Annotated in this window: 26 protein-coding genes; 5 read left to right on the forward strand and 21 right to left on the reverse strand. The window is 34.6% G+C overall.

The annotated features are described in order from the left end of the window. The first annotated feature begins 53 nt into the window (after window positions 1-53). Window positions 54-713 carry a uracil phosphoribosyltransferase gene (gene upp, locus CA834_RS01445; RefSeq protein ID WP_094966880.1) on the forward strand — a complete coding sequence of 220 codons (660 nt, stop codon included), beginning with the start codon at window positions 54-56 and terminating at the stop codon, window positions 711-713. Here the strand turns inward: upp and CA834_RS01450 are convergent. Beyond that, window positions 702-1619, reverse strand: a complete 918-nt coding sequence (locus CA834_RS01450) for a DUF6427 family protein (protein ID WP_094966881.1) — start codon at window positions 1617-1619, stop codon at window positions 702-704. The two genes, upp and CA834_RS01450, sit on opposite strands and share 12 nt — an antisense overlap. Before the next feature lie 40 nt (window positions 1620-1659). On the opposite strand from CA834_RS01450, the gene CA834_RS01455 reads away from it, so the two are divergent. Further along, complete coding sequence (locus CA834_RS01455) at window positions 1660-1887, forward strand: DUF6341 family protein (protein WP_094966882.1); 228 nt, start codon at window positions 1660-1662, stop codon at window positions 1885-1887. Here CA834_RS01455 and purD read toward each other — a convergent pair. Continuing rightward, the gene (gene purD / locus CA834_RS01460; protein ID WP_094966883.1) at window positions 1882-3153 is read right to left on the reverse strand and encodes a phosphoribosylamine--glycine ligase; all 1272 of its coding nucleotides are present in this window, start codon (window positions 3151-3153) and stop codon (window positions 1882-1884) included. The two genes, CA834_RS01455 and purD, sit on opposite strands and share 6 nt — an antisense overlap. An 84-nt stretch (window positions 3154-3237) precedes the next feature. Here purD and CA834_RS01465 point away from each other — a divergent pair, with 84 nt between their 5' ends. The 3 genes from CA834_RS01465 to CA834_RS01475 are packed head-to-tail and all read left to right on the forward strand — an operon-like array spanning window position 3238 to window position 6818. Continuing rightward, a complete protein-coding gene (locus CA834_RS01465; protein WP_094966884.1) occupies window positions 3238-4551 on the forward strand; it encodes a phenylacetate--CoA ligase family protein in 1314 nt (437 codons plus the stop codon). Between the two features lie 2 nt (window positions 4552-4553). Next, the gene (gene wecB / locus CA834_RS01470) at window positions 4554-5648 is read left to right on the forward strand and encodes a non-hydrolyzing UDP-N-acetylglucosamine 2-epimerase (RefSeq protein ID WP_094966885.1); all 1095 of its coding nucleotides are present in this window, start codon (window positions 4554-4556) and stop codon (window positions 5646-5648) included. 6 nt (window positions 5649-5654) lie between these two features. Beyond that, complete coding sequence (locus CA834_RS01475) at window positions 5655-6818, forward strand: glycosyltransferase family 4 protein (protein ID WP_094966886.1); 1164 nt, start codon at window positions 5655-5657, stop codon at window positions 6816-6818. Here CA834_RS01475 and CA834_RS01480 read toward each other — a convergent pair. The 19 genes from CA834_RS01480 to CA834_RS01570 all read right to left on the reverse strand — a co-directional run bounded on the left by CA834_RS01480 (window position 6815) and on the right by CA834_RS01570 (window position 24900). After that, window positions 6815-8170 carry an exopolysaccharide biosynthesis polyprenyl glycosylphosphotransferase gene (locus CA834_RS01480; RefSeq protein WP_094966887.1) on the reverse strand — a complete coding sequence of 452 codons (1356 nt, stop codon included), beginning with the start codon at window positions 8168-8170 and terminating at the stop codon, window positions 6815-6817. The genes CA834_RS01475 and CA834_RS01480 overlap by 4 nt on opposite strands. Before the next feature lie 178 nt (window positions 8171-8348). Further along, the gene (locus CA834_RS01485) at window positions 8349-9569 is read right to left on the reverse strand and encodes an O-antigen ligase family protein (RefSeq protein WP_094966888.1); all 1221 of its coding nucleotides are present in this window, start codon (window positions 9567-9569) and stop codon (window positions 8349-8351) included. Continuing rightward, complete coding sequence (locus CA834_RS01490) at window positions 9566-10783, reverse strand: WcaI family glycosyltransferase (protein ID WP_094966889.1); 1218 nt, start codon at window positions 10781-10783, stop codon at window positions 9566-9568. The genes CA834_RS01485 and CA834_RS01490 overlap by 4 nt, the downstream gene beginning before the upstream one ends. Next, complete coding sequence (locus CA834_RS01495; protein WP_094966890.1) at window positions 10780-11331, reverse strand: WcaF family extracellular polysaccharide biosynthesis acetyltransferase; 552 nt, start codon at window positions 11329-11331, stop codon at window positions 10780-10782. The genes CA834_RS01490 and CA834_RS01495 overlap by 4 nt, the downstream gene beginning before the upstream one ends. After that, window positions 11328-12404 (reverse strand): glycosyltransferase family 4 protein, encoded by a 1077-nt coding sequence (locus CA834_RS01500; RefSeq protein ID WP_165764736.1) that lies wholly within the window; start codon window positions 12402-12404, stop codon window positions 11328-11330. The genes CA834_RS01495 and CA834_RS01500 overlap by 4 nt, the downstream gene beginning before the upstream one ends. Beyond that, on the reverse strand, window positions 12401-13558 hold the full coding sequence (locus tag CA834_RS01505; RefSeq protein WP_094966892.1) for an O-antigen polymerase: 1158 nt from the start codon (window positions 13556-13558) through the stop codon (window positions 12401-12403). Before CA834_RS01505 ends, CA834_RS01500 begins: the two co-directional genes overlap by 4 nt. A gap of 135 nt (window positions 13559-13693) precedes the next feature. Next, a complete protein-coding gene (locus CA834_RS01510; RefSeq protein ID WP_094966893.1) occupies window positions 13694-14239 on the reverse strand; it encodes a hypothetical protein in 546 nt (181 codons plus the stop codon). Window positions 14240-14306: 67 nt separating this feature from the next. Beyond that, window positions 14307-15128: a sulfotransferase domain-containing protein gene (locus CA834_RS01515; protein ID WP_094966894.1), complete on the reverse strand. Its 822-nt coding sequence runs from the start codon at window positions 15126-15128 to the stop codon at window positions 14307-14309. 13 nt (window positions 15129-15141) lie between these two features. Next, window positions 15142-16443 (reverse strand): oligosaccharide flippase family protein, encoded by a 1302-nt coding sequence (locus tag CA834_RS01520; protein ID WP_094966895.1) that lies wholly within the window; start codon window positions 16441-16443, stop codon window positions 15142-15144. A gap of 72 nt (window positions 16444-16515) precedes the next feature. Beyond that, a complete protein-coding gene (locus CA834_RS01525) occupies window positions 16516-17769 on the reverse strand; it encodes a sulfate adenylyltransferase subunit 1 (RefSeq protein ID WP_094966896.1) in 1254 nt (417 codons plus the stop codon). A gap of 16 nt (window positions 17770-17785) precedes the next feature. Further along, complete coding sequence (cysD, locus tag CA834_RS01530) at window positions 17786-18691, reverse strand: sulfate adenylyltransferase subunit CysD (RefSeq protein ID WP_094966897.1); 906 nt, start codon at window positions 18689-18691, stop codon at window positions 17786-17788. Then, window positions 18688-19287 carry an adenylyl-sulfate kinase gene (cysC, locus tag CA834_RS01535; protein WP_094966898.1) on the reverse strand — a complete coding sequence of 200 codons (600 nt, stop codon included), beginning with the start codon at window positions 19285-19287 and terminating at the stop codon, window positions 18688-18690. Before cysC ends, cysD begins: the two co-directional genes overlap by 4 nt. A 3-nt stretch (window positions 19288-19290) precedes the next feature. Continuing rightward, window positions 19291-19746: a DUF2061 domain-containing protein gene (locus CA834_RS01540; RefSeq protein ID WP_094966899.1), complete on the reverse strand. Its 456-nt coding sequence runs from the start codon at window positions 19744-19746 to the stop codon at window positions 19291-19293. Then, window positions 19747-20547, reverse strand: a complete 801-nt coding sequence (gene cysQ / locus CA834_RS01545) for a 3'(2'),5'-bisphosphate nucleotidase CysQ (protein WP_094966900.1) — start codon at window positions 20545-20547, stop codon at window positions 19747-19749. Further along, window positions 20544-21398 carry a dTDP-4-dehydrorhamnose reductase gene (rfbD, locus tag CA834_RS01550; RefSeq protein ID WP_094966901.1) on the reverse strand — a complete coding sequence of 285 codons (855 nt, stop codon included), beginning with the start codon at window positions 21396-21398 and terminating at the stop codon, window positions 20544-20546. Before rfbD ends, cysQ begins: the two co-directional genes overlap by 4 nt. After that, window positions 21395-21940 carry a dTDP-4-dehydrorhamnose 3,5-epimerase gene (gene rfbC / locus CA834_RS01555; RefSeq protein ID WP_094966902.1) on the reverse strand — a complete coding sequence of 182 codons (546 nt, stop codon included), beginning with the start codon at window positions 21938-21940 and terminating at the stop codon, window positions 21395-21397. Before rfbC ends, rfbD begins: the two co-directional genes overlap by 4 nt. Window positions 21941-21942: 2 nt before the next feature. Further along, window positions 21943-22806, reverse strand: a complete 864-nt coding sequence (gene rfbA, locus CA834_RS01560; protein ID WP_094966903.1) for a glucose-1-phosphate thymidylyltransferase RfbA — start codon at window positions 22804-22806, stop codon at window positions 21943-21945. Next, entirely contained in the window at window positions 22803-23855 is a 1053-nt protein-coding gene (gene rfbB, locus CA834_RS01565; protein WP_094966904.1) for a dTDP-glucose 4,6-dehydratase, read from the reverse strand. The genes rfbA and rfbB overlap by 4 nt, the downstream gene beginning before the upstream one ends. Continuing rightward, the gene (locus CA834_RS01570; RefSeq protein WP_094966905.1) at window positions 23848-24900 is read right to left on the reverse strand and encodes a hypothetical protein; all 1053 of its coding nucleotides are present in this window, start codon (window positions 24898-24900) and stop codon (window positions 23848-23850) included. The genes rfbB and CA834_RS01570 overlap by 8 nt, the downstream gene beginning before the upstream one ends. Between the last annotated feature and the right edge of the window lie 2 nt (window positions 24901-24902).

The raw sequence follows: 24902 nt of genomic DNA on the forward strand, positions 1-24902 counted from the left end.
TGTGCAAATATAGTTTGAATTATTAACTTAGCCATTGTATAAAATCATCTTGCATGCAGATTCACAACCTTTCTAAAGAGCCTTCGGTACTAAATACTTTCATTTCTGAAATCCGAGATGAGACCATTCAAAAAGACAGCATGCGATTCAGGCGTAATATTGAACGAATTGGTGAAATTTTAGGATATGAACTGAGTAAATCCCTGAATTACAAAAATCACACTATCAAAACACCTCTTGGCGAATCTAAAACTAAGCTATACCAACAAGATGTGGTCTTGTGTTCTATTTTAAGAGCAGGTGTTCCCCTCCACAACGGCCTATTAAATTATTTTGACGCTGCGGAAAACGCTTTTATTTCGGCTTACAGGCATCACAAAGATAACCCCGAAAGTTTTGAGATTATTGTAGAATATCTAGCTTGCCCAAATTTAAACGACAAAACCTTAATCCTTGCTGACCCCATGTTGGCCACTGGACAGTCTATGGTAGCTACTTTTGAAGCTCTAAAACCTTTTGGAGTGTCAAAAAGTGTTCATTTGGTAAGCGTCATTGGCGCTCAAAAAGGTGTCGATTTTGTCTCGGAAGCCTTCGGACCAAACACGCATCTGTGGATTGCAGCAATTGATGAAAAGCTAAATGATAAAGGCTACATTATTCCCGGTCTAGGTGATGCAGGCGATTTGGCTTTTGGCGAAAAACTACAACAATAAACTTATTAAAGGTGTAACTATAAAAAGCACGATAAATACTTCCTTGAACCAGCGCTCTGTAATAAATTCAATATAATTCGCCATAACAATTGAAAAGGGCGCAAACAAGAAAATAAATTCACTCCCATTTTTAACGGGTGCGATTATCGCTACTAAAAGAGCCAACACAGTGGACCAGGCCACTAGAAAGTAGGAGGGTCTTAATTTTTTGTTCTTGTTAGGTAAAGTCTTAAAAAAATAAATTAAGGTCCATACTAATGCTGTAAATAATACAGTAAGCTTTAAGACATTTCCCTTACCATTATATGCTGTAAAATCCAAGCTAGCATAACGCCCAAAATTAGATGGCTTTATATAAACATCGTAGGTGAAAATATTATAAACCATAAGTAAAATGAAAAGGGTCGCAACACCTACAAAGGGAGCAATTACATTTTTAGTATCATTTTGTGAATGATAAATCAAGGCAACGATGACCAAAGCAAAAAATAAAATAGCCCAAAAATAAAAGAGCGTGGCCAACGCAATCCAAAAACCCGCGTCGAACAATTTCTTTTTAACATCAATATTTGAATGTAAACTTAGCAGCCTCCGCAACGCGAAAAGAATAAAAGCATTTGCAAGCAACAAGTCACTATTTTTCATCACCTGTGGAAACATAAAAATTAGCAAACCAAACGTCATTATAGCGTAACCATTGCTTTGGGCGAGCTTATTTTTGGCTATAATAAAACGCAATAAAAAAATAAAAAATACAGATAAGAAAAGCCTTGAAATAGCCTTTAAAGTTGTTCCAAAATCTACAAATAAGACTTGATAATTTGTAAATACAAATACCAATACGATAAAAAGACCAACTATAACTAAGTTTATAGGTTTAGATTTACTGAATATGCTTGTAATCATTAAGTCTTTTTGTATTTTTGTTTCGTAAATTTAAAAAGTTATGAAAGATTTCTTTTACGGAATACAAGATTTATTTGTCAATGGATTATTTCTACCATTCGACAAGTTAAGAGCATTGGAATTAGAGAGCTGGTTCGCCGCCAATAGTGTGTCTTGGATTTTTATGTTGATTGGTTTTGTCGCTTTTATCTACTGGATGATGCAATTGGCTAAATTCAATGCCAATAACGAAGAGGACAAAAGTGTTACCGCACACTCTTATCTATAAATCAAAACCTATATCTTTACGATAATACATCTTATCAAAACATAATTTATTTATGCTTTGGTAAGATTTTTTTATGGCCTCTTGGTAAGTAGCGCCAAAGGATGTGATTGCTAAGACACGCCCACCTGATGTCACTATTTTTCCGTCAACAGATTTGGCACCCGCGTGAAAGACCAAGGAATCGCTAACATCATTGATACCGAAGATTTCCATACCCTTTTCATAGGCCTCCGGATATCCTCCAGAGACAAGCATAACAGTGGTAGCCGCCCGTTGATCAATTTCTAAATCAATGTCTGACAATGTTCTGTTAGACATCCCTTTAAAAATTTCAACTAAATCTGTTTTTAGTCTTGGTAGAACTACTTCCGTCTCAGGATCTCCCATTCTAACATTATATTCTATAACCTTGGGTTCATTGCCAACCTTGATTAAACCGATGAATATAAAACCTATATAGGGCAGGTTGTCTTTCTTTAAACCATCAACCGTGGGTTTCACGACTTTGGCCTCAATTTTGTTAAGAAAGTCTGGTGTTGCAAAAGGTACGGGAGAGACTGCTCCCATACCGCCGGTATTAAGACCTGTATCACCTTCGCCAATGCGCTTGTAATCTTTTGCCGTAGGTAGTATTTTGTAATTATCGCCATCGGTCAAAACAAAACAACTCAATTCAATACCGTCTAAAAACTCTTCAATAACTACCTTGTTGCTTGCATTACCAAACTTTGCCTCAACCAACATATGCTTCAATTCTGTCTTAGCCTCATCTAAATTACTTAGAATCAACACGCCTTTGCCTGCTGCTAAACCATCTGCTTTAAGCACATATGGCGGTTTTAAGGACTCTAAAAATTTGTAGCCTTCGTCCAAATTGTGTTTTGTAAAACTTTTATATGCAGCAGTCGGAATTTTATGACGCATCATGAACTCTTTAGCAAATTCCTTACTGCCCTCTAGTTGGGCCGCAGCCTTTTGAGGGCCTATAACGTTTACTTTCTTTAATGCTTCGTCGTTTAAGAAAAAATCATGGATTCCTTGCACCAAAGGGTCCTCTGGGCCAACAACAACCATATCTATATTTTTTTCAAGCACAGCCTGTTTTATGGCATTAAAATCGGTCACTGCGATATTCAAATTGGTTGCAATCTCTTCTGTTCCTGAGTTTCCTGGGGCTACAAATAAACCATTGCACTGCTTGCTTTGTGCAATCTTCCAAGCAAAGGTGTGTTCTCGTCCTCCAGAACCAAGTACTAAAATGTTCATGATTATTTTTTCTTTGGGCAAAAATAATTGGTTTTAAGATGAAAAAACAATTATTTTACGCAAACCTTAAGTCCTTTATACAACTTGCGCTTATTTGATTTTTCTTTGAAACTGAATGGCTTTGCGATAGCTAAAGCTCGGCAGGTTTTTACTGAAATTCAGAACGTCCCAGAACATCAATATACAGATTATATTGAACAGCAACGAAAGGCCATTTTGACCTATCATTTAGAACACAACCCGTTTTATAAATCCTACGGTAAATCTATTGATGTCAATGACTGGAATACCGTTCCTGTTATTGGCAAAAAGGAGCTCCAACAACCTCTAGAGAACAGATTGTCAAGAGGTTTCACTAGAAAAAACGTTTACATTAATAAAACATCTGGAAGTTCAGGTCACCCATTTGTCTTTGCCAAGGATAAGTGGAGTCATGCGCTGACTTGGGCAGAAATTATGAACCGATTCTCGTGGTATGGAATTGATTTCAACACCTCTAAACAAGCACGTTTTTATGGGATTCCTCTCGATAAAAAAGGCTATTATAAAGAACGATTTAAAGATTTTTTTAGCAACCGATATAGATTCTCCATATTTGACTTAAGCGATACCTCTTTCGAAAGTTCTTTAAAAAAATTTGAATCTATCCCTTTCGAATACATTAATGGCTACACGAGTAGTATTGTTCGATTTGCCAAGTTTTTGAATAAAAAAAACCTTTTACTAAAGACAATTTGTCCAAGCCTCAGGCTATGTGTGGCTACTGCAGAAATGTTGTTCGATGATGATAAAATTTTACTCCAAAATCAGTTTGGTATTCCAGTTATAAACGAATATGGAGCATCAGAGTTGGGGTTAATTGCTTTTCAAAACCCAAATGATGAATGGCAAGTGAATAGTGAGACCCTATTTGTAGAAATCTTAGACCATAACAACCATAGGCTTAAAAATGGTCAAGAGGGCAAAATCGTTGTAACCTCACTTTACAATAAAGCTCATCCTTTTATTAGATATGACCTTGGAGACCTTGGTATCTTGTCTCTGAAAAGCTCTTCTAAAAAGCCTATTTTAGAGAAATTAACAGGCAGAACAAATGATATTGCTATTTTGCCCAGTGGCAAGGAAGCTGCAGGGTTAACGTTTTACTACATTACAAAAAGTGTTATTGAAGACGATGGAAATGTCGGCGAATTTATAATTGAACAGCATACTAAAGAACACTTTAAAGTAAAATATATTAGTAAAGAGGTATTATCAGAAACAAAACAAAAGGCTATTACAGCGGAGATGAAGCGCTATTTAGAACCAGGAATAACCATTGAGTTTGAACGTTTAGAGTCTCTTAAAAGGACCGAAGCCGGGAAGTTAAAACAATTTGTCTCGTTAATAAACCAATAGAAATGACACTAACCATTGTTGCAGGAGCAAGACCTAATTTTATTAAAATCGCACCTATAATAAAAGCTCTACAAGATAAAAAAAAGACAGGGTTTACCATTGATTTTCGTTTGGTTCATACTGGCCAGCATTACGACAAGAACTTAAGCGATTCATTTTTTGAAGAGTTAAATATACCTCAACCACATATTAACTTAGATGTAAAGAGTGGTACTCAAGCGCAGCAAACGGCTGCTATTATGATTGCTTTTGAAAAGGAACTGATAGAAAACCCCTCTGATTTGGTTATGGTTGTTGGGGATGTTACGTCAACTATGGCCTGCACTATTGTAGCTAAAAAAGCTGGAATTGATGTGGCACATGTTGAAGCGGGCATTAGATCGGGTGATATGAGCATGCCTGAAGAAATTAACAGAATTGTGACAGATAGTTTGAGTGATTATTTTTTTACCACCTCGGCGTATGCAAACGACAACTTAAAACGTTTAGGCATCCCAGATGAACGAATATTTTTTGTTGGTAACGTGATGATAGACACTTTAACCAACCACATGTCCCATTTTAAAAAGCCTAGTTTTTTTGACAAACACCACCTCAAAAAAGGTGGTTATTTTGTTATGACGCTCCACAGGCCTAGCAATGTTGACGAAGCACAACAATTAAAACGTTTAGTTTCTAAAATAATTAGTCTCTCTAAAGGTTTTCCTGTTGTTTTTCCAGTGCACCCAAGAACCAAAAAGCATTTGCAAGAATTAAACTTAACTTTTGACAATCTCCATTATGTAGAACCTCAAAGTTATCTGCGTTTCAATTATTTAGTAAAAAATGCATTTGCCGTTATTACTGATTCTGGTGGCATTACAGAGGAAACTACCGTCATGAATATTCCTTGTATAACCCTGAGGCATAATACCGAAAGACCCGAGACTTGCACTATTGGCACGAATATGTTGGTTGGGGATGATCCCAAAAAAATTGAAAATGCCTTTAAAATTTTATGGGCCGGAAACTGGAAACAAGGGGAAAAGCCACAACTTTGGGACGGTAAAGCTGCAGAACGTATTGTAGAGCATCTAACAACCCTCTATTCTCCATAAAGAGCAATGAAAGATATTTTTATTATAACGAGCTATTATCCTCCGGAAACTGGTGCTGCTTCTAACAGAATCTTTCAATTGGCTGACGGTCTTTGTAAACAAGGATACAACGTAACGGTTGTAACACCCTTGCCTAATTACCCAACTGGAAGAATTTTTAAGGATTATAAAGGAAAACTCATAAGAACATCAGTTGAAAATAATATAACCGTTCACCGACTATGGATTTACGCAAGCAATTCAAAAAATAAGGTTTTAAGATTATTGGCAATGCTATCCTATGGAATCAGCCTTTTATCTTTTTATACTTTTAAAAAAATACCCAAAATTGTTATTGTACAATCCCCACCACTGTTGGTGGCATTTACCAGTGTGTTATTTTTAAACAAAAGAAACCGTAAACTTATTCTAAATGTAAGTGACCTTTGGCCCAAAGCTGGCCTAGACTTGGGTGCGTTTAAAAAAAACTTTAGTTATAAGGTACTAGAAAAAATTGAACGTTTTAATTATAAAAATGCGCATTTGGTTTTAGGGCAAAGTAAAGAAATATTGAGTCACGTAAAATCCATTTTCCCTAACAAGCAAACTTTCTTATATCGAAACTATCCCGAATTCCCAATTCCCGAAATTCCAAAGACAGCAGCACCAGCAAAAAAAATAAAAATCGTCTATGCTGGCCTTTTAGGTGTTGCTCAGGGTATTTTAAAGTTATGCGAAAATCTGGAATATGACAGGATTGAATTTCACATTTACGGCGCAGGAGCTGAAGAAAATCAAATAACTCGATTTGTTAAGGAGAATAAAGAGTTACCAGTATATTATCACGGCGAATTTCAACGAAAGGAACTTCATAAAGAACTAATATCATACGATTTAGCACTAATCCCATTATTGAATCGCATTTATGGTTCTGTACCCTCAAAGATATTTGAATACGCTATGCTTGGACTTCCCTTGGTTTATTTTGGCGGTGGTGAAGGAGAGCGAATAATCAAAACCTATCAGCTTGGTTGGGTAGCTCAAGAGGGTAATTATGCAAGTCTAAATTCAGTTTTAAAGTCTATAGAGTTAAAGGATGTTGGTTATGATGTCAAATCTAAGATTCGATTAACGGCTATTAAGCATTTCAATTTTTCAGAACAGCTTTTGGCGTTAGAGGCTAAAATTTAATATGCCTTATCGTCGCCCTTTACCGCGTTGATAAAAGTTTGAACAATAATTTTTAAATCGAGTAGTAAGGACCAATTTTCAATATAAAAAATATCATATTTTACACGTCCAATAATATCCTTATCGCTTTCGACTTCACCTCTGTAGCCACTGGTTTGTGCTAATCCTGTTATCCCGGGTTTAACAAAATGCCTTACCATAAATTTGTCTATTCGTTTGGCATACATATTTGTGTGACTGACCATATGAGGTCTAGGACCAACAATTGACATGTCTCCAAACAGAACGTTGAAAAATTGAGGGAGCTCATCAATACTTGTCTTTCTAATAAACTTACCCACCTTGGTGACACGCTCATCCCTGCGTGTTGCCTGATACAAATGAGCGTCTTCATTTGGCATCATTGATCTAAATTTATAGCAGTCAAATTCCTTATAATTAAAACCATTTCTAGATTGCTTGAAAAACACCGGGCCTTTTGACTCCAATTTTATAAGTATTGCCAAAATTGGCGTAAGCCATGATAGGATAAATACAATTACCAAACCCGAAAATAAAATATCAAACGACCGTTTAATAAACAAATTCACCGAATCCTCCAAAGGTATTGTTCGTAAGGTAAGAATAGGTATGTAATCGTAATACTCATAATTCAGTCTTTTAGAGTAAATCTCCTTACTGTCTGGAATAAATTTTAATATTTTGAGATTATTATCCGCGAAATCAACGATTTCAGTAATTTGGGAATTCGATAGTTCTGAAATAGAACAATAAATCTCTTCTATTCTTTCTCTTAAAACAAACTCAAAAGCATCGTCCAAAGAGACATCTTTAGTCTTAAACGCAAATGTTTTCCTATGTAGATAACCATATTCTGGGTTTTTATTAAAAAAAGTCTCAAGTGCTAATGTTTTTTTATTAGATCCAAAAATTACCGTTGTTCTATAATTTCCTCCAAAGGACACCCTATACTTCTGGAGCAAATAATAAATGGTAAACTTTATTATGATTATTATTGAAAAACACAATAAGCTATATTTTACAATAGGGCCTGGGTATATTTCAAGCTCGTGGTATAGTCCAGAAAAAGCAAAAACCAAAAACAAGAAAAATACCCCCTGCTTTAGAGCCAAGGATAGAATACTAACAGGCCGTGTGTACCTGTAGACTTCATAAAAATTACTGTAAACAGACAACAAAACCCACCCAATTGATATGAAAAGCATAAAGGTGAAAGGATCTTTGTCTTTCAGCAAATAAATAAAGGCTATACCATTAATTATAGATAAATCTATTAAGTAAGAAATGGGTCTTAAATATCCTGAGTATCTGCCGTGTTTAAATAAACTCAATTTGACTGAATTGATTTGAAATTTGTCTTAATTACAAAAAGTGATTTTATAAATTTTTTGAACTTTGCTGTTACTTTTTTCCAAGCAACCTTAAGTATTGATTTATTCTATTTTTACTTAAACTTTATCTTGTCTTCGAACAAAGGTAAAGACCATAATTCATCGTAAAAATAAATCATTATTGCTCTTCTTTATAGTTTAGGTTCCTAAAAGCAAAATAATTAATGATAAATGCAAAAAATATAACACCATTTTGTCTTTCCAAAACATTTTCGAATAGAAAAATTACAGTATAAAATAATAATATGCTTAAAAATATTAAATCACCAGACCTTATTGCAATATTATAATTATAACACATAAAGCAAAGAAAAATGATAAAGCCAATTATTCCTGACCGAAGAAGTATACTAAAATATTGATTATGGGTATTAAACTTATTTTCGTACAGATAGTAAAGGTTTTCTTTGTAACAATCGTAAAGTTCTTTTTTATCCCGTCCAATACCATAACCAAAAATTGGTTTGTTTTCAATGAGTTCAATAGCGCATTTATAAATTTGAACTCTATTATTAACGGAATTTGTTTCATTTTTCCCTAGATAGGTTTTTACATTAACAACCTCTAAAATCCTTTTGTTTATTGGCTTAACAAATACTATAATACATCCTGAAAGAATCAGCACAATAGCACCTATGCGTAGTAGTAGTAGTTTCTTTTTTCCCGTTCTTTTAAATAAATTATTTAAGAGAGGAATAAACGAAATAATTAAAGCTAAAATAGGTCCTCTTCTTGAAAGAAATAGTACAGTAGCTATAATAACGAAAATTAATGCTACTAACATTATTTTGTCTCTTCTCTTAAGACCTGTAGCATATAATTGATATGAAAATATAATAGACAAGCATAGTATAATTGAAATATAAATTGGGTGATCTGACCATATAGGAAGATTATTCGTGACTTGTGCCAGACAATAACCATACGTCCTTGTTCCGTTAAAGTATCCTAGATAAGCGAAATACAATATTATTATCAGAGAAAAAATCGCTGATGATAGTATGAAAAGTTTAAAAAAAAGCGTCTTAGTCTTTTGACTAAATAAGCTGTTTTTGTTTACTATGGCAAATATGAATGGTAAAACCAATATTGAAAGCCCGGTTTCAAGTTTTTTGGGTGTTTGCTGAGCATCAAAATACCAAAGAGCACTAATGAGATATACTAAAAATGGAGAGGCATTTATAATAAATACCTTTAGTTGTTTAATGTCTGGTTTTTGAGGAGCAGCCATTACGGCCACCAAACCAAATATTACAACCAAAATGCCTCTTTTCTCTGAGGGCATTAGAATGAAAAGAGCGAAAAGCACTAAACAAAACTGAAGCAATCGATTCTTCATGATAACACCCTCTCTAATTCATTCATAAAATTAGTCATGACTGCCTCTTTAGAATAAAATTCATTGACGTAGTCTTTCGCTGAATTTCCTAATTCATTTCTTAATCTACTATCCATTTTCAACTTCAGAAGTTTTTCTACAATCTCATTTAACTGATTATTACTATAATAATAACCTGCTGAAGCATATTCAAAAATCACCTTTACTTCAGAATCCAAATTACCTGTAACAATTGATGGATTACCGCTTCCCATCATTCCCAAAATTTTTGAGGGCATTACAGTATCAATAACATTGTCTTTTTGAAACAGCACATGCAAATCGGCACTAGCTAAAAGCTGTGGTAATTGACTAAAAGGAACGGGTTTGTAGTATTGCGTAAACTTATAATCCTTTAGTTTAGCTTCAACAAATTTTCTGTTTGCTCCTTCTCCCACAACTATAACCTCTATTTTTTCATGTTTCTTTAGCTTGTCTAGAAGTAGGAAAAAAACATCCCAATCTTGTTTTGCCCCGATATTTCCTGAGTATAATATCTTAAACGTATTTTTATCGGATAAATAGGGATGTGGTTCGTTGAATTGCTTATTAAATATATCTGTGTCTAACCAGTTGGTTAAATAAAAGCCCTTTTTTTTTGTTTTGCGCTCTAACTTTTCCATCATTCCTTTGCTAATGGTGCTTAAAACATCTGCTCTTTTTAATAAAAACCGTTCAACAAAAAATAGAAATTTAAAAATAATTGACTTGTTCTTGTTGACTAAACCTGATTCAAGAGCAGCGTCAAATTCAAAATCCTGAATATGCACCCATAACTTAGACTTATACTTTAACTTTAACAGCCATCCTAAAAATATAGCTGAAGTAAATGGCACTATAGCAATTACAACAGCTGGTTTTGGCACTTTATTCAAATTAGATAGACTCCCTATTGTAAAGCTTAGAATATGTTTTATTCGCTTAACAAAAGTAGGGTTTTGTGGTACATATTGTTTGTATCTGTATACGCTAACACCATTGATTTTTTCAACATAATATTTGTCTTTTTGTTTGTAATCTTCATTTATTCTCCAATACGGATAATATGGAAATCCCGTTATTACAGAGACATTGAAACCTCTTTGGGTTAAATATTCCGCTTTTTGCGTGGTATACAGTCCTATTGCACTATCTTCAGGGTAGTAGTTTACACCGATTATAGTTATATTCTTCATCGTTTTTTAATCATTCTACAAGGAGAGCCAATATTCACGGTTCCTTCTTCTACGCCTTTTAATACCGTACTGCGAGAACCGATAACGGCTCTATCTCCAATTACTACACCCGGTGCAACAAAGACATCTGTTGCAATCCAGCACTCGTTTCCAATTTTTATTTGATTTTCGTAGATTGGGAAACTTACATCGGTGTAATCGTGAGAACCCGTACATAGATATGATCTCTGAGAAATTACACTGTTTGAGCCTATGTCAATGTTTCCCAAGGAATACAATACGACCTCATCTCCAATCCAAGAATTATCACCAATTGAAACTTTCCAAGGATAGGTCATTTGAACTGAAGGCCTCAATAATACATTTTTACCAATCTTAGCTCCAAAGGACCTAGCCAAAAATCGTCTCCAACCATACAAAAATTGTGGTGAAGGTTTAAATAAAAAAAAGTGTACCAACCACCATAACTGCACGGTTACGGCCGACCTGCCTCTAAAGCCTTTTGGGTTTTTATAGAGCTCAAGATTTTGTTTTGTTGGTCTAGTCAATTCTTTTGGATTATATTAAGTAAGTTGTTTACAAATGCACCTTCATTTAATGCATCCGTGTATTTGTAATTTTTATTTAGCATTGTTTTTTGTTCTCCGAGCTGATTATTTAATTCTGTCAGTTTAGCGGCTATATCTTCTTTTGATTTTTTATCAATATAATGAATATTAGTGGAGTCAAAATAATCTCTCAATGCCTGGTGCTCGGTGCTAACAATTATATTTCCTGTCACCATAGCCTCTAAAATAGCTAAAGGCAAACCTTCAACTAAATAAGAAGGAAAAACAAAAACGTTACCCCATTTTAAAAGTTCTCTTTTTTCGTTTTCTTTGACCACACCTAGATATGTTGCGTTTTTTATCTTTTCAAAATTATCCAATATCTGGCTTTTCAGAGTAAAATCAATGTTTCCCGCACATCTAGCCTCAAACTTTACACCACTTTGATTCAGCATTTCTAATGCGTCAAGGAAGTAAAATATTCCTTTCTCAGTCATGAGGTTACTGAGATAAACTATTTTTAATTTATTATATGTTTTTTCTTGTCGTTCCTGTTCCTTTAAAAACAAATAATGCTCCACAAAATTGTTTAAGACGAAAACTCTTTCTGCTTGAATAAACGGCTTAAAATTTGCCTTTAAAGATTCTGAAAGAACTATAGCCTTAGAGGTTTTTGACAATATTGATCTCAATATTTTCTTTTTCGAAGGTGTTGATTGATTGTAAGTATTTATTAAAGTATTGCCATGAAGATGAATTATAATCTGTTTTCCGGCCATCTTCGACAAATAAATGAATAATGCATATTTCAATACTCCAAAAAAACTTTGGCCAATGGTTATGTAAATTATATCGTTTTTAAAAACTTGATATGCTTTTAAACTAATTCTTAGGAAAAAAATTGCCTTTTTAAGTGAAAATGCCCCTACAGATTCTTCAAAATTCTGTAACGACATGTTTATTTTTGAAACTTTAATATTAGCCCTATCTAATAAGCCCTTGTGCACAACTTCATTAGATAAAGACAAACCCGTTGTTGGTTCTGGAAATGGTCCTATAATAAGTATTTTCATTCTACTACTTTTTTTGGTAGAAGTTTCCACATCATATTCAGAAACCATATAACTAATAAAATGAAGTAGGCATAATATATATATCTTAAGGCTGACCTCAGATGATATTCAAAACTGTAGAACACAAACAAAGCCAATATTAAAGCAAAAAGAACGGCTGTTCTTTTCTTTCCTCTTATGAGATACTTTCGTATCACTTTTTCAAAAAACGAGAAAACAACTCCCAAAATAAAAAAGAAAACTATTAGAAATGTATAACCCATTTTAAAAACTTGACCGTGAAGGGTATATGGCATAAACCTAGTTATCATTAATTCTTTAGCTACATCTGGCCAACCAACAATACTTCCGGGTAGAGGGTTTACACTAACGTAGATGTAATACCAATTAGGGTCTGACTCGCTCAACGTTCTTGCCGTTGCAAATAAACCAAATACAAAGGAGTAATATATATTGAAAGCAATAGATTCGAGAATTTGAGAATCTTCCGTAAAAAGTGTAGCTATATAGGGAATGACGCCGTGCTCTTTTAACTGGCGTAGTGATATTAAATACGATAAGAAAACAAAGGATAGTATAATTTGAAGGAGAAATCGTAGCTTGTTAGCCCTTGTATTACCCGTCATTTGAAAGATAGTTAAAAAGTATAACATCAAAATAAGAAAGGAAATCCTAGAGCCTGTTCCAAAGGTAAAAACCAATATTGTAATAATTAAAACAACACTTAATGGCTTATTCTTGCTATATATTAACCCTAATATAATTGAGCATACAAGCGATAGTACTTTCGCTATTGTTATTAAAAACTTCTTGTCAAATATGGGAATATACTCCTGTCTCTGAAGCAACATATCACCATATGTGGCTAGATAACAAACTATTACTATAAAGCTTAATATATACGCTATTTTAGAAAAATAGGATGGGATTTTATATTTAGTGAATAGGCTATAATTTAAATCGCGGTTATAAACTTCTTTTATTCTTGAGGTTGATACTTTATGATAAATTAAAAACCCGATAATAAACGCAATATTGGCAATTAAATACATGTTTAAAACATCCCAAAACTGCATAGACGTAATTTCATCTACCTCCGCTATTGAAAATTTCTCCTCATAGAAAAAATAATACGGTACAGAAAGAATTACCATGATTAGATTAAAGAATATGAATATATAGGTAGGGCTTATTATTAAGTATTTTAAAACCCTAAAGAGAAAAAAGACTAAGCCTAAAAAAACAGTAAAGAGAAAAACTCCTAATAACAAAATGGATTATTTAATTATTTAGTATTGCGTATATCTGTTTTCTATCCTACTATTAAGATTCTCTTTCGATATTATCTGAGCGCTCCCATTTTGTGAGGATTTTTCTAAAATTAGCTTATTTCCTTCAAACCTGTGCTGTAGATTTTTCAATTTAAAATAAACCAATAGTGTTGAATCTTTGATAATTATTCTATCATCCATACGGTTTAATACAATTTTATCAAATTTTATTTTGTTTGTGGATTCATCCGAAAAAGTTAATGAAAACCCGTATGGTATGGTTTCCTCGGGGAAACGATATGTTACTCTTTGCCAATTATTTGGCATTCCTTTTAGAGAATTTCTTATAGAATCCATTCCTTCAATATCCTCAAAGTGAAGTACTACCTCGTCGTCATTGCTAAAAACACCATCAAAAAAAAGATTTAAATCACGGCTATTTTCCTTTTTAGTTTGCTCGTTTTCAGTTGTTTCTTTTTCCTTGGGTTTTTGGTCTTTGCAACCCATAAAAGAAGCTAACACTAAAATAAAGACTAATGTGTTATTTTTAAATTTTGAAATCATACACTTGTTAAGATGTAAATAATTATTTTTTACGCTGCAACTTAAAAATCAAAGATGAAAATCTAATTTACCAATTTAAATCGTCTTCATAGCCAAAGTCTATTAATTCCTTTCCTGCGTAGGTTTTAAATATATTTTTAGCTTCCTCATTAAAATAGTTTTTCCAATCGCCCTCAATCCCTTTTCTTAAAAAACTACCAGTATCTTCTTCACCTTTCTTTCGCATAGTTTGGTTTTCAAAAGAAAATTTATGTATAACCTCGGCAAGCCTTTGCTCATCAATTTCAACTTCAAAAAAGTCAGACAATAAACTTCTCATTGTCGATTCTGTGTTATGAAGAAGGTCTTCGTATTTTAATAAATAAATATTATCCCTATTTCGATTTAACTCGTCTTTCCATTTAGTATTATAATTAGCCCAATTACCTGGAAAATTAAAATAATGGGCTTTTGACGGTGTGTGCGTGAAGGAATACTCCAAATATTCTGGCATGTTTTTCTTAACATTATTATAATCCTCAAGACGAAGTTGTTTCCTTGTGTATATCACTGTTTTGGGGTCTAATTTATTTTTGTTGCTCCAAATTAGTTGATGATAATAGAAGGAGACATATACATCTCTACCGTCTCTAACTAACCATAAAATTTTATTATTTCTTGGGATAAAGTACTTGGGTTGGTAGTGACTGTGATATACAGATTTGGTTAGACTAGGAAACTTATTTCTAGGAAAGGGAATGTCTAGGTAATTAGACACTAATTGCCCAAGCCACGACCCTCCAGATTTAGGGTATTCAACGATAATTACAGACTCGTTTAAAAACGTTAGGCTATTGACAAAAACCAATCGAGCTGCTTGCTCAATCTTTCCCTTTATCATATTAATCATAGCGCCGAGATTTTCATACAAGAAAAGAATTGATTTTTAGTCTTTTCCTTATGTAGATATGTGAAATTACAAACATGTTCAATAAAGCAATGCTCGTTGCCAAGGCGGCGCCTGTAATACCAATCTTCTTTATAAGTACATAATTCAATAAAAAATTTAAAAGCATAGTTATGAACATTATTCTACTATAAACCCCTTGGTGCCCTGTCATCTGTAGTATGTCGCTTACAGGGCCAAATAAGCTAATCAATATTTTACCTACACAAAGTATCATTAAAGGATAAATGCCTGAAAGGTAAACCTCTCCCAAATAGCCTAAAATAAGTCTGTGAAAAACTAATATGGCAATGAAAATACCTAGACCGGTAATAAAGGTTGTTCGCACAGAAAACCTAACATTCTTTTGTAACAATTCGAAATCATTCTTATGAAAAGCATCAGAAATTTTTGGTGCTAAAATGGAATTTATGGCTTCATAGGTAAAGGTTATAACAATTGCCATTTTTGTTACTATATCATATACCCCAATATTTACCTCTGTCTCAAAAACTCCTAAGATGATTTTGTCTGACCACAGTAATAAAACATAAAAATATGTTGAAGACATCAAGGGAATAGTCTCTAAAATATACGTCCAGGTATCTTCTATCTTTTTAAATTTGGAATTTTTCTTCTTAAATCTTAAGGTGAGAATACTCGAAAAAATAAAAATAAACAGAATAGCATAAAAATGACTTTTCATTATCACGTATCCATTTTTAAAACTAGACCCCGCTATAATAAAAACAACTATTAGTGTAACGAAAAACCTCGAAAAAAAATTGATAAAGGAAAAAACAGCATTCTGCCTAACCCCTCTTAATACACCTGAGTTTATAAGTACTATGGTCCATATAGGAACTGCCAGTACTGTCCATTTAAGATATTCTGTAAATTCTGGTTTATTAAAAAATTTAATGGAAATCTCTTCTGCAAAAATATATAAGAATCCAGATCCTACAATAGAGAAAAATGAGGCTACAACAACACTTATATTATAGTATGAAAACCCTATATCAAGATCATCATAAGCAGAAAACTTTTTGGTTAAATGAATGTCAAAACCCATTTTACCAAACACGACCAAAATTGAAAATAATGTTAGGCCTAAGGCCACATAGCCATAAACTTGCTCTCCAAAAGATTTAATGATGTAAAAGGAAAACCCGTATGCAACAATAAAACCTAGTAATCTAAAAATTAAAAAGTGACTACTCTTAAATAGAATTTCCCGATAATCTTTATCGCCAAAAATTTTTTGAATTTCCTTTACCATTTTTACTATTCCACTTTCTGTAATCCAAACTTTAGGCCCAAGAATCTAAAGCGACATTAACCAACTCAAGGCTTATACTATCATTCCTGCAGCTACGGTTTCATTTGTGGTGTCGTCAATTAAAATAATACTTCCGGTTGATCTATTTTCCCTGTAAGAATCTACCATTAAGGGTTTTGTAGTTCTAATCTTTACTTTTGCTATATCGTTCATATTAAGGCTTAAGTCATCCTTCCTGCGCATAAGCGTATTTATATCGTACTTATAAACCACCTCCTTAATCATAGCCTTCTGCTCGTTAGAGGTATGCCTTATGCTATATTTTGCCCTTGGTTTAGCAGAATCATTATTTAGCCAACACAACATCACCTCAATATCCTGAACAACTTCGGGGGTGTTTTTAGAACGTGTAATCATGTCACCTCTACTAATATCGATGTCGTCCTCTAGGGTTATCGCAACCGACATGGGTGCATAGGCTTCATCTAAGTCCCTATCGTTCAGGTTGATTGATTTAATCTTGCTCGTAAATCCTGAGGGCAATACCACAACATCATCTCCTTTTCTAAATACACCACCGGTTACCCTACCTGCATAACCTCTATAATCTATAAAACCTTTCCTTTGTGGCCTAAGTACTGTTTGAACAGGAAATCTGGCATCAACCTTATTTATATCACTACTGATGTGCATGGTTTCTAACGTATGAAGCAAAGGCGCGCCTTGGTACCAGTTCATGTTTTCTGACCGATTAACAACATTGTCTCCAAGCAATGCACTTATAGGTATAAACCTAACATCCTTAATCAGCATCTTGGAAGAAAACTCTTCAAATTGGTCTATGACCTTGTTATATATTTCCTCAGAAAAATCTACCAAATCCATTTTATTGATACAGACAATAACGTGAGGTATCTGCAATAAGGAAGCAATGAAGGAGTGCCGTCTTGTTTGCTCTATAACTCCATGTCTAGCATCAACTAGTATTATCGCAGCATTAGCCGTTGAAGCACCTGTCACCATATTTCTCGTATATTGAATATGTCCAGGCGTGTCTGCAATTATAAACTTACGCTTTGGTGTGGTAAAGTATCTATAAGCCACATCTATGGTTATCCCTTGCTCACGCTCATCGCGAAGCCCATCTGTAAATAGCGCCAAATCCACACCGTCATGACCTTTCTTTTTACTGGTAGACTCTATGGCTTGTAATTGATCTTCAAAAATTGATTTGGAGTCGTATAGCAAACGCCCAATAAGCGTACTTTTCCCATCATCCACACTTCCTGCAGTTGTAAAACGTAAAAGCTGATTGTTATCTAGCATGTTAATGTTTTTTTGGTTAAAAATAGCCTTGTCTCTTGCGGTCCTCCATAGCTGATTCTGAGCGTTTATCATCACTTCTATTGCCTCGCTCCGTTTGACGCATTCCTGAGACTTCATCTGCAATCTTCTCTAAAGTATCGGCATCTGACTCTATACCGCCCGTAATGGTGATATCTCCTAAGGTTCGAAATCTTACTTTCTTAACCACCACTTCTTCGTGTTCTTCAAGTACTAAGAACTCAGAATTTGGTATCCAAGAATTCTGTCTCCAAACAACCTGGCGCTCATGGGCAAAATACAAAGAAGGTATAGCGATATTTTCGCGCTTAATATAATTCCAAACATCCATTTCCGTCCAATTGCTTATAGGAAAGGCTCTAAAGTGTTCTCCTTCGAAATACTTACCATTAAAAAGATTCCAAAGCTCTGGCCTCTGATTCTTGGGGTCCCACTGTCCAAAATCGTCCCTGTGAGAAAAGAATCGTTCTTTGGCTCTAGCTTTTTCTTCATCCCTTCTACCTCCACCGATAGCACAATCAATTTTATTTGACTCTATAGCATCGAGAAGCGTTGTGATTTGCAATGCATTACGTGTAGCGTTTTTACCTCGTTCCTCTGCAACACGCCCTTGGTCTATTGATTCTTGCACAGACCCCACAATTAAGTCAACTCCAAGCTCCTTTATGATATCATCCCTGAATTGGATAGTTTCAGGAAAATTGTGACCTGTGTCTACATGCATTAAAGGGAATGGAATCTTTGATGGGTAAAATGCTTTTTTAGCCAAGTGGGTCACCAAAATGGAGTCTTTTCCTCCTGAGAATAATATAACTGGATTATCAAATTGGGCCCAAACTTCGCGCAAAACATAAATGGCCTCGCTCTCTAATTCATCTAAATAATTTAGGTAATACTTGCTCATTTGTTCATTTTTAATTTTGAGTTGATATAATCTAAAACCTTTCTCACAGATTCGTCTACCGACTCAAATTCGGTTCTTATTTCTATATCTGGGTTTTCCGGAGCTTCGTAAGGTGCCGAAATTCCAGTCATGTTCTTGATTTGACCTTGTCGAGCTTTGTGGTAAAGCCCCTTTACATCTCGTTTCTCACACTCTTCAATTGAGGTGTTAACATAGATTTCAACAAAGTTATCAGAACTAACGATTTCACAAATATTTTTTCGATCTTTTTTATAAGGAGAAACAAAAGCAGCGAGGACCACAATGCCTGCATCTATCATTAAATTAGCCACTTCTGCTATTCTTCTTATGTTCTCAGATCTATCCACTGGAGAAAACGTTAAGTCCTTATTAATGCCATTTCGAATATTATCGCCGTCTAACACATAGGTCCTTATGCCCTGTTCATGAAGCGCGTACTCAACAAGGTTGGCTATTGTAGACTTTCCTGAGCCTGACAAACCTGTAAACCAAATTAAAAATGAATTATGCCTATTTTGGGATTGACGTTGAATCCTTGAGATTTGATAATTATGTGGAACAATATTTTTCTTCATAAGTTATTTTCTTGTGCCAAATATAAAATTTCGAATTTTACCTAAAGGTAATTTCAACCATAACTTTTCATGAAAATAATATAGAATGAATTTGGTAAACAGTTCGGTTAAGGCGATATACAAAGCTACTTCATCAAAAGCTTTTAATATATAACCAGAAATAAGAAATGTTGTGGAGGTCGCCACAATTCGCCATGAAATAGATTTGTAAACCAGCTCGTAAGTTTCTGTTGCGCGCTTGTTGAGCACCTCCAGCCAAATCCTATCATGTATATAAAAAATAAACAACTTCAATAAAAACTCCGATGCTCCAATTTTCAGCGCATTATCCATGCTACATTGGCCCAACAAACAAGTAACTAATAGCACTACCAAAATGGTGTCTGTGGTGGCAATTATACGCCATGAGACACCTTTTAAAACACTTCGAATATGTGAGGACTTTTTAAGTTTGGCCATCTATTGGTTTTTGGACACTATGAACCACGGGTTAAGAAGGTTCTCTTTATTGTAAAGTAGTGGTTTTTTTGTTTCCTCTGAAATAACTTCTATTCCTACTGCATTGCATATAGCTTGGCCAGCTGCAGTATCCCACTCCATTGTTGGTGCAAACCTGGGGTATACATCCGCACTCCCTTCTGCCACAAGACAAAACTTCAATGAACTTCCTTTAGACACTATCTTAATATCTTTGCCACCTTTTTTTAAGTTTTCTACAAAATCTAAAGTCTCCTGGCTCATATGGGACCTACTGCCAACTACCTCAACAATACTTGAACCCGCAATCTTTGGATTTAGCCTTGAAGAACTATCCGCTACCTCACTTATGTTGGCGTTGTGTTTTTTAAGCTGGGACTTGAAAGCCTCCCCGCTTTCAACATTCCCAAAATATAAGGTCATGGTTGCCGGAACATAAATAACTCCATACACGGGGTGTCCTTTTTCTACATAGGCTATATTAACCGTGAATTCACCATTTCGCTTAATGAACTCCTTGGTGCCATCTACAGGGTCAACTATCCAACATCGTTGCCAGCTCTTCCTATCCTCAAAATCAATTTGCCTATTTTCTTCGCTGATAATAGGTATTCTAGTAGGTTTTAAAAAAGAATTTATAATAGTGTTCGCTCTCGTATCTGCTTGGGTAAGGGGAGAATCATCTTCTTTATATTCAATCGCAATGTCCCCATTATAAATTTTCATTATTTCTTCACCGGCACTCAGTGCGGCTTGTATTGCGATTTCTAGGTGTATATTCATTTTAGGTTCATTAATGCCAATTTAAGACTGTCTCTCCAGAATGGGATTTTATAGTCAAACGTTTCTTTTGTTTTTGTTGTGTCTAGAACACTAAATACAGGGCGTTGTGCGGGTGTTGGAAAGGACTCCGATTTAATTGCATTAACCGTAACATCAATGGCCTTTATTTCGAAAATTGCCTTTGCAAAATCATACCAACTTGCCACGCCAAGGTTGCTAAAATGATAGATGCCGTAATCTTCGCTGTCCTTTGTTATTAACTCTAAAATGAAATAGGCTAAATCCTTGGCATAGGTCGGTGTCCCAATTTGGTCAACCACAACTCTGAGTTCATTTCTATCTTCCGAAAGCCTAAGCATTGTTTTCATAAAATTGTTAGCGTACTCCGAATATAACCAAGAGGTTCTTACTATAAAATAACGCGATAGAAAATCTTTAATTACATTCTCCCCGTCTAATTTTGTTTTACCATAAACACTCAATGGGTTGGCCTTGATTTTCTCTGTGTAGGCTATATTCTGTTTGCCATCAAAAACAAAATCTGTTGAAATATGTAATAATTTAGCACCAGCCTCTTCTGATGCTTTGGCTAAATGTCTAACCCCTTCTACATTTATTGACTTAGCTTTATCAACCTCGGTTTCTGCCTTATCCACCGCTGTATAAGCAGCGCAATTAATACACCAATCAAATTTATGCGTTTTGAAATAGTCGCTAACAGTTTGTGAATCTGTAATATTTAATTCCGCAATATCTGTAAAATGAAATTCAAAATCATTAAATGCATCACTTATACTTTGCAGACACCGGCCTAATTGCCCTTTAGCTCCAGTAACTAAAACTTGTTTCATATATTAAGATCTTGAAGCTTAGGAAGTACTAAGTCTTTTTCTGAAACGATGAAATCAGCTTCGTCTAATTTCCAATCTATATTTAAATCGGGATCGTTGAAGATTATTCCTCCTTCTGAGCCTTTGTCATAGTAGTTATCGCATTTATATGCGAAAATAGCTGTGTCGCTTAAGACAATATAACCGTGTGCAAAACCACGTGGAACAAAAAGTTGCTTTTTATTGGATTCGGTGAGTTCAATAGCAAAATATTTTCCGTACGTTTTTGAGCCTGGTCTTATGTCAACTACTATATCTAAGATTTCGCCCTTTATGACACGAACTAATTTAGCCTGAGCCTTGTCACCTGTTTGAAAATGTAAGCCTCTCAACACGCCTTTTGTCGAAAACGATTCATTGTCCTGAATAAAATTGATATTTAACCCCGTTACATCGTTAAAAGTACGCTGATTGAATGATTCAAAAAAATAGCCTCTTTTATCCTGAAATACCTTAGGCTTTAACACCAAACAACCTTCAAGATTTGTTTTTTCTATCTCCATACCTAAGATTCTAATATGCCCAGTAAATGTTTGCCGTAACCACTTTTAACCAATGGCTGAATTATTGCGCGAAATTCAGCTTTGGATATATATCCCATTTTATAAGCAGCTTCTTCAATGGCGCCAATTTTTAAACCTTGGCGCTCCTCTATTACCTGAACAAACTGAGACGCCTGCATTAAGGACTTAAAGGTGCCCGTGTCTAACCAAGCGGTTCCTTTATCTAAAACACTTACGTTCAACTTCCCTTGTCTGAGATATTCTTTGTTGATATCTGTTATTTCTAATTCTCCCCTATGGCTAGGTTTAATATTTTTAGCAATATCAACAACCGAATTATCGTAGAAATAAATACCGGGAACTGCATAATTGGATTTAGGTTTTTTAGGTTTTTCCTCAATGGAAACCGCTACGCCATTACTGTCAAAATCAACAACGCCATAGCGTTCTGGATCATGTACATGATAGGCATAAATTATCCCTCCATCAGGGTCATTGTTTTGTTGCAGTAAATCTGCCAGTCCCGTTCCATAAAAGATATTATCGCCTAAAATTAACGCGACCTTATCGTCTGCAATGAACTCCTCTCCTATGATAAAAGCTTCAGCAAGACCGTTAGGCGCTTCTTGCACTGCATATTCAAACCGACAACCGAATTTTGACCCATCTCCCAATAATTCCTTAAACAGCGGTAAATGCTCTGGTGTTGAAATTATTAAGATTTCTTTTATACCTGACCACATAAGTGTCGATAATGGATAATAGATCATGGGCTTATCATAGATAGGCATTAACTGCTTACTAACTGCTAAAGTTAGTGGATGCAACCTAGTACCTGAGCCACCTGCAAGTATTATTCCTTTCATTTCTGATATTGTTTTTTATAATAGTCTTGGTATGCGCCTGTTGTAACATGTAATAACCACTCCTTATTGTTTAAATACCAATCTATAGTTTGAGAGAGGCCTTCCTCAAAAGTAACGGATGGGCTCCAGTTCAATTCCTTGTTAATTTTGGTTGCATCAATAGCGTATCTCAAATCATGTCCTGGCCTATCCTTAACATAAGTTATAAGGCTTTCGGAAGTGCCTTCTGCTCTATTTAACTTAATGTCCATTTGTTTGCATAGCAACTTCACCAGGTCAATGTTCTTCCACTCGTTAAATCCCCCAATGTTATAGGTCTCTTTGTTGTTTCCTTGATGAAAAACGAGGTCTATGGCCGCGGCATGGTCAAGTACATAGAGCCAATCGCGGGTGTAATTACCATCACCATACACGGGAAGAGGGCTATTATTGATGATATTATTTATAAAAAGTGGTATTAATTTCTCCGGGAATTGGTTTGGCCCATAATTATTTGAGCAATTGGTTATCACAAAAGGCAGTTTATATGTTTCTCCATAAGCTCTCACAAAATGGTCAGAACTGGCTTTTGAAGCAGAATATGGTGAATTTGGCGCATATGGCGTACTCTCCGTAAATAGTCCTTTTAACCCTAAAGTACCATAAACCTCATCTGTACTTATATGGTAAAAGCGTTTATCCTTAAAATCGTCAGCCCAAAGATATCTGAAGGCGTTTAGTAAGTTTAAGGTTCCTATAATATTGGTCTTTACAAAAATCAATGGGTCTTCAATGGACCTGTCCACATGAGACTCTGCAGCTAAATGAATTACAGCGTCAAAGCGATATGATTGAAAGAGATCATTAATTTTTTGCTCATCATTAATGTCTGCCTTAATGAACGTGTAGTTGGGTTTTTGCTCAATATCTTTTAAATTCTCTAAATTTCCAGCATAGGTTAGCACGTCCAAATTATAAATATGATAATCTGGGTATTTATTAACGAAAAGCCTAACCACATGCGACCCAATGAAACCAGCTCCTCCGGTAATTAAAATTTTTTTAGTCATAGTTCTTTATAAAGTTAAAGACCTTAATACCGAAAAAAGCAAAGAATAATCCAATTAAGGCTAAAACAGGTAATAATAAGGTGAAGTTCTGTTTAAAACTAACCTCTTTAGACCCTATTCCATCAAAATTAGACAACACGTCGTAGTATGTGTTTTCTTCTGCCAATGTTGTTCTTAAATTCTTCAAAGCTTGTCTTATCTCAAGTTCCTTCAATAGTACTTCGTATTCTTTGGTCTCTGTCTTAGATTCCTGTAGGGGCAAGCTAGAACCAAAATCTATAGATAATTTACTCCGCTCAGATTCATTTTTTAAAACTTCTAAATATGTTTTTTGAATTGTATCTAAGCGTTTTAATTGTTGTTCTAAACTCTGAATTTCAATGTCGGAAATGGTATCTCTTCTAGCTTTAATTTTCTCTGATAATTCATTAATAAAGGTTTTCCTCAATCCAGGTTCAAGGTTAGGAAAAATATCTTTTCTGTAAGATTTCGCTATTATAGTATAAACATCACCTGAAAATAAATCCCTGTTTTCAACATATTGCTCATAAGTCAAACTATCTACAAGAGATGTGTCTACAGATTGTATGTATTCATCGTACTCTTGAAATAGTTTGTTGGGGGATTCGGGACCCTGCTTTAAATCAAACCGTTTTAAAGATTTAGCCTCAACAGTATCTATCTCAAATATATCAGCAAGAACGTCTAGTCGTTCAGAATTTATTAACTCATTGAAATAATCAATATTATTTGATAATTGATATTTAGAGTCAAAATAAGGCTTAACAATCATGTCGGAGGTGTAAATTGGCTTTTCTAGCTTTTCATAAACGAAACCCAAAATAGCTGCGCCCAAAACCACTAGTGATACGAGTTTAAAATTTACTACAAATGGTTTTATTAGATATATTATAGCTGAGAATATGCCCTTTAAGATTTTTCCAATAAATTCAAATAACCGATTGAAAAGCTTTCCTATAGCATTGAATAATTGACCTAAATCAACCTCCTCATTTTGATTATTTTGTGGTAATTTCTCACTCATAT

It is taken from the genome of Winogradskyella aurantia (assembly GCF_002266855.1).
In the GTDB taxonomy this organism is placed as follows: domain Bacteria; phylum Bacteroidota; class Bacteroidia; order Flavobacteriales; family Flavobacteriaceae; genus Winogradskyella; species Winogradskyella aurantia.

Bases quoted from the DNA above. Each gene is read 5' to 3' on its own strand.
- upp (WP_094966880.1), top strand. From the start codon at position 54: ATGCAGATTCACAACCTTTCTAAAGAGCCTTCGGTACTAAATACTTTC.
- CA834_RS01450 (WP_094966881.1), bottom strand. From the start codon at position 1,619: ATGATTACAAGCATATTCAGTAAATCTAAACCTATAAACTTAGTTATA.
- CA834_RS01455 (WP_094966882.1), top strand. From the start codon at position 1,660: ATGAAAGATTTCTTTTACGGAATACAAGATTTATTTGTCAATGGATTA.
- purD (WP_094966883.1), bottom strand. From the start codon at position 3,153: ATGAACATTTTAGTACTTGGTTCTGGAGGACGAGAACACACCTTTGCT.
- wecB (WP_094966885.1), top strand. From the start codon at position 4,554: ATGACACTAACCATTGTTGCAGGAGCAAGACCTAATTTTATTAAAATC.
- CA834_RS01475 (WP_094966886.1), top strand. From the start codon at position 5,655: ATGAAAGATATTTTTATTATAACGAGCTATTATCCTCCGGAAACTGGT.
- CA834_RS01485 (WP_094966888.1), bottom strand. From the start codon at position 9,569: ATGAAGAATCGATTGCTTCAGTTTTGTTTAGTGCTTTTCGCTCTTTTC.
- CA834_RS01490 (WP_094966889.1), bottom strand. From the start codon at position 10,783: ATGAAGAATATAACTATAATCGGTGTAAACTACTACCCTGAAGATAGT.
- CA834_RS01500 (WP_165764736.1), bottom strand. From the start codon at position 12,404: ATGAAAATACTTATTATAGGACCATTTCCAGAACCAACAACGGGTTTG.
- CA834_RS01505 (WP_094966892.1), bottom strand. From the start codon at position 13,558: ATGGTAATTCTTTCTGTACCGTATTATTTTTTCTATGAGGAGAAATTT.
- CA834_RS01510 (WP_094966893.1), bottom strand. From the start codon at position 14,239: ATGATTTCAAAATTTAAAAATAACACATTAGTCTTTATTTTAGTGTTA.
- CA834_RS01515 (WP_094966894.1), bottom strand. From the start codon at position 15,128: ATGATTAATATGATAAAGGGAAAGATTGAGCAAGCAGCTCGATTGGTT.
- CA834_RS01520 (WP_094966895.1), bottom strand. From the start codon at position 16,443: ATGGTAAAGGAAATTCAAAAAATTTTTGGCGATAAAGATTATCGGGAA.
- CA834_RS01525 (WP_094966896.1), bottom strand. From the start codon at position 17,769: ATGCTAGATAACAATCAGCTTTTACGTTTTACAACTGCAGGAAGTGTG.
- cysD (WP_094966897.1), bottom strand. From the start codon at position 18,691: ATGAGCAAGTATTACCTAAATTATTTAGATGAATTAGAGAGCGAGGCC.
- cysC (WP_094966898.1), bottom strand. From the start codon at position 19,287: ATGAAGAAAAATATTGTTCCACATAATTATCAAATCTCAAGGATTCAA.
- CA834_RS01540 (WP_094966899.1), bottom strand. From the start codon at position 19,746: ATGGCCAAACTTAAAAAGTCCTCACATATTCGAAGTGTTTTAAAAGGT.
- cysQ (WP_094966900.1), bottom strand. From the start codon at position 20,547: ATGAATATACACCTAGAAATCGCAATACAAGCCGCACTGAGTGCCGGT.
- rfbD (WP_094966901.1), bottom strand. From the start codon at position 21,398: ATGAAACAAGTTTTAGTTACTGGAGCTAAAGGGCAATTAGGCCGGTGT.
- rfbC (WP_094966902.1), bottom strand. From the start codon at position 21,940: ATGGAGATAGAAAAAACAAATCTTGAAGGTTGTTTGGTGTTAAAGCCT.
- rfbA (WP_094966903.1), bottom strand. From the start codon at position 22,806: ATGAAAGGAATAATACTTGCAGGTGGCTCAGGTACTAGGTTGCATCCA.
- rfbB (WP_094966904.1), bottom strand. From the start codon at position 23,855: ATGACTAAAAAAATTTTAATTACCGGAGGAGCTGGTTTCATTGGGTCG.
- CA834_RS01570 (WP_094966905.1), bottom strand. From the start codon at position 24,900: ATGAGTGAGAAATTACCACAAAATAATCAAAATGAGGAGGTTGATTTA.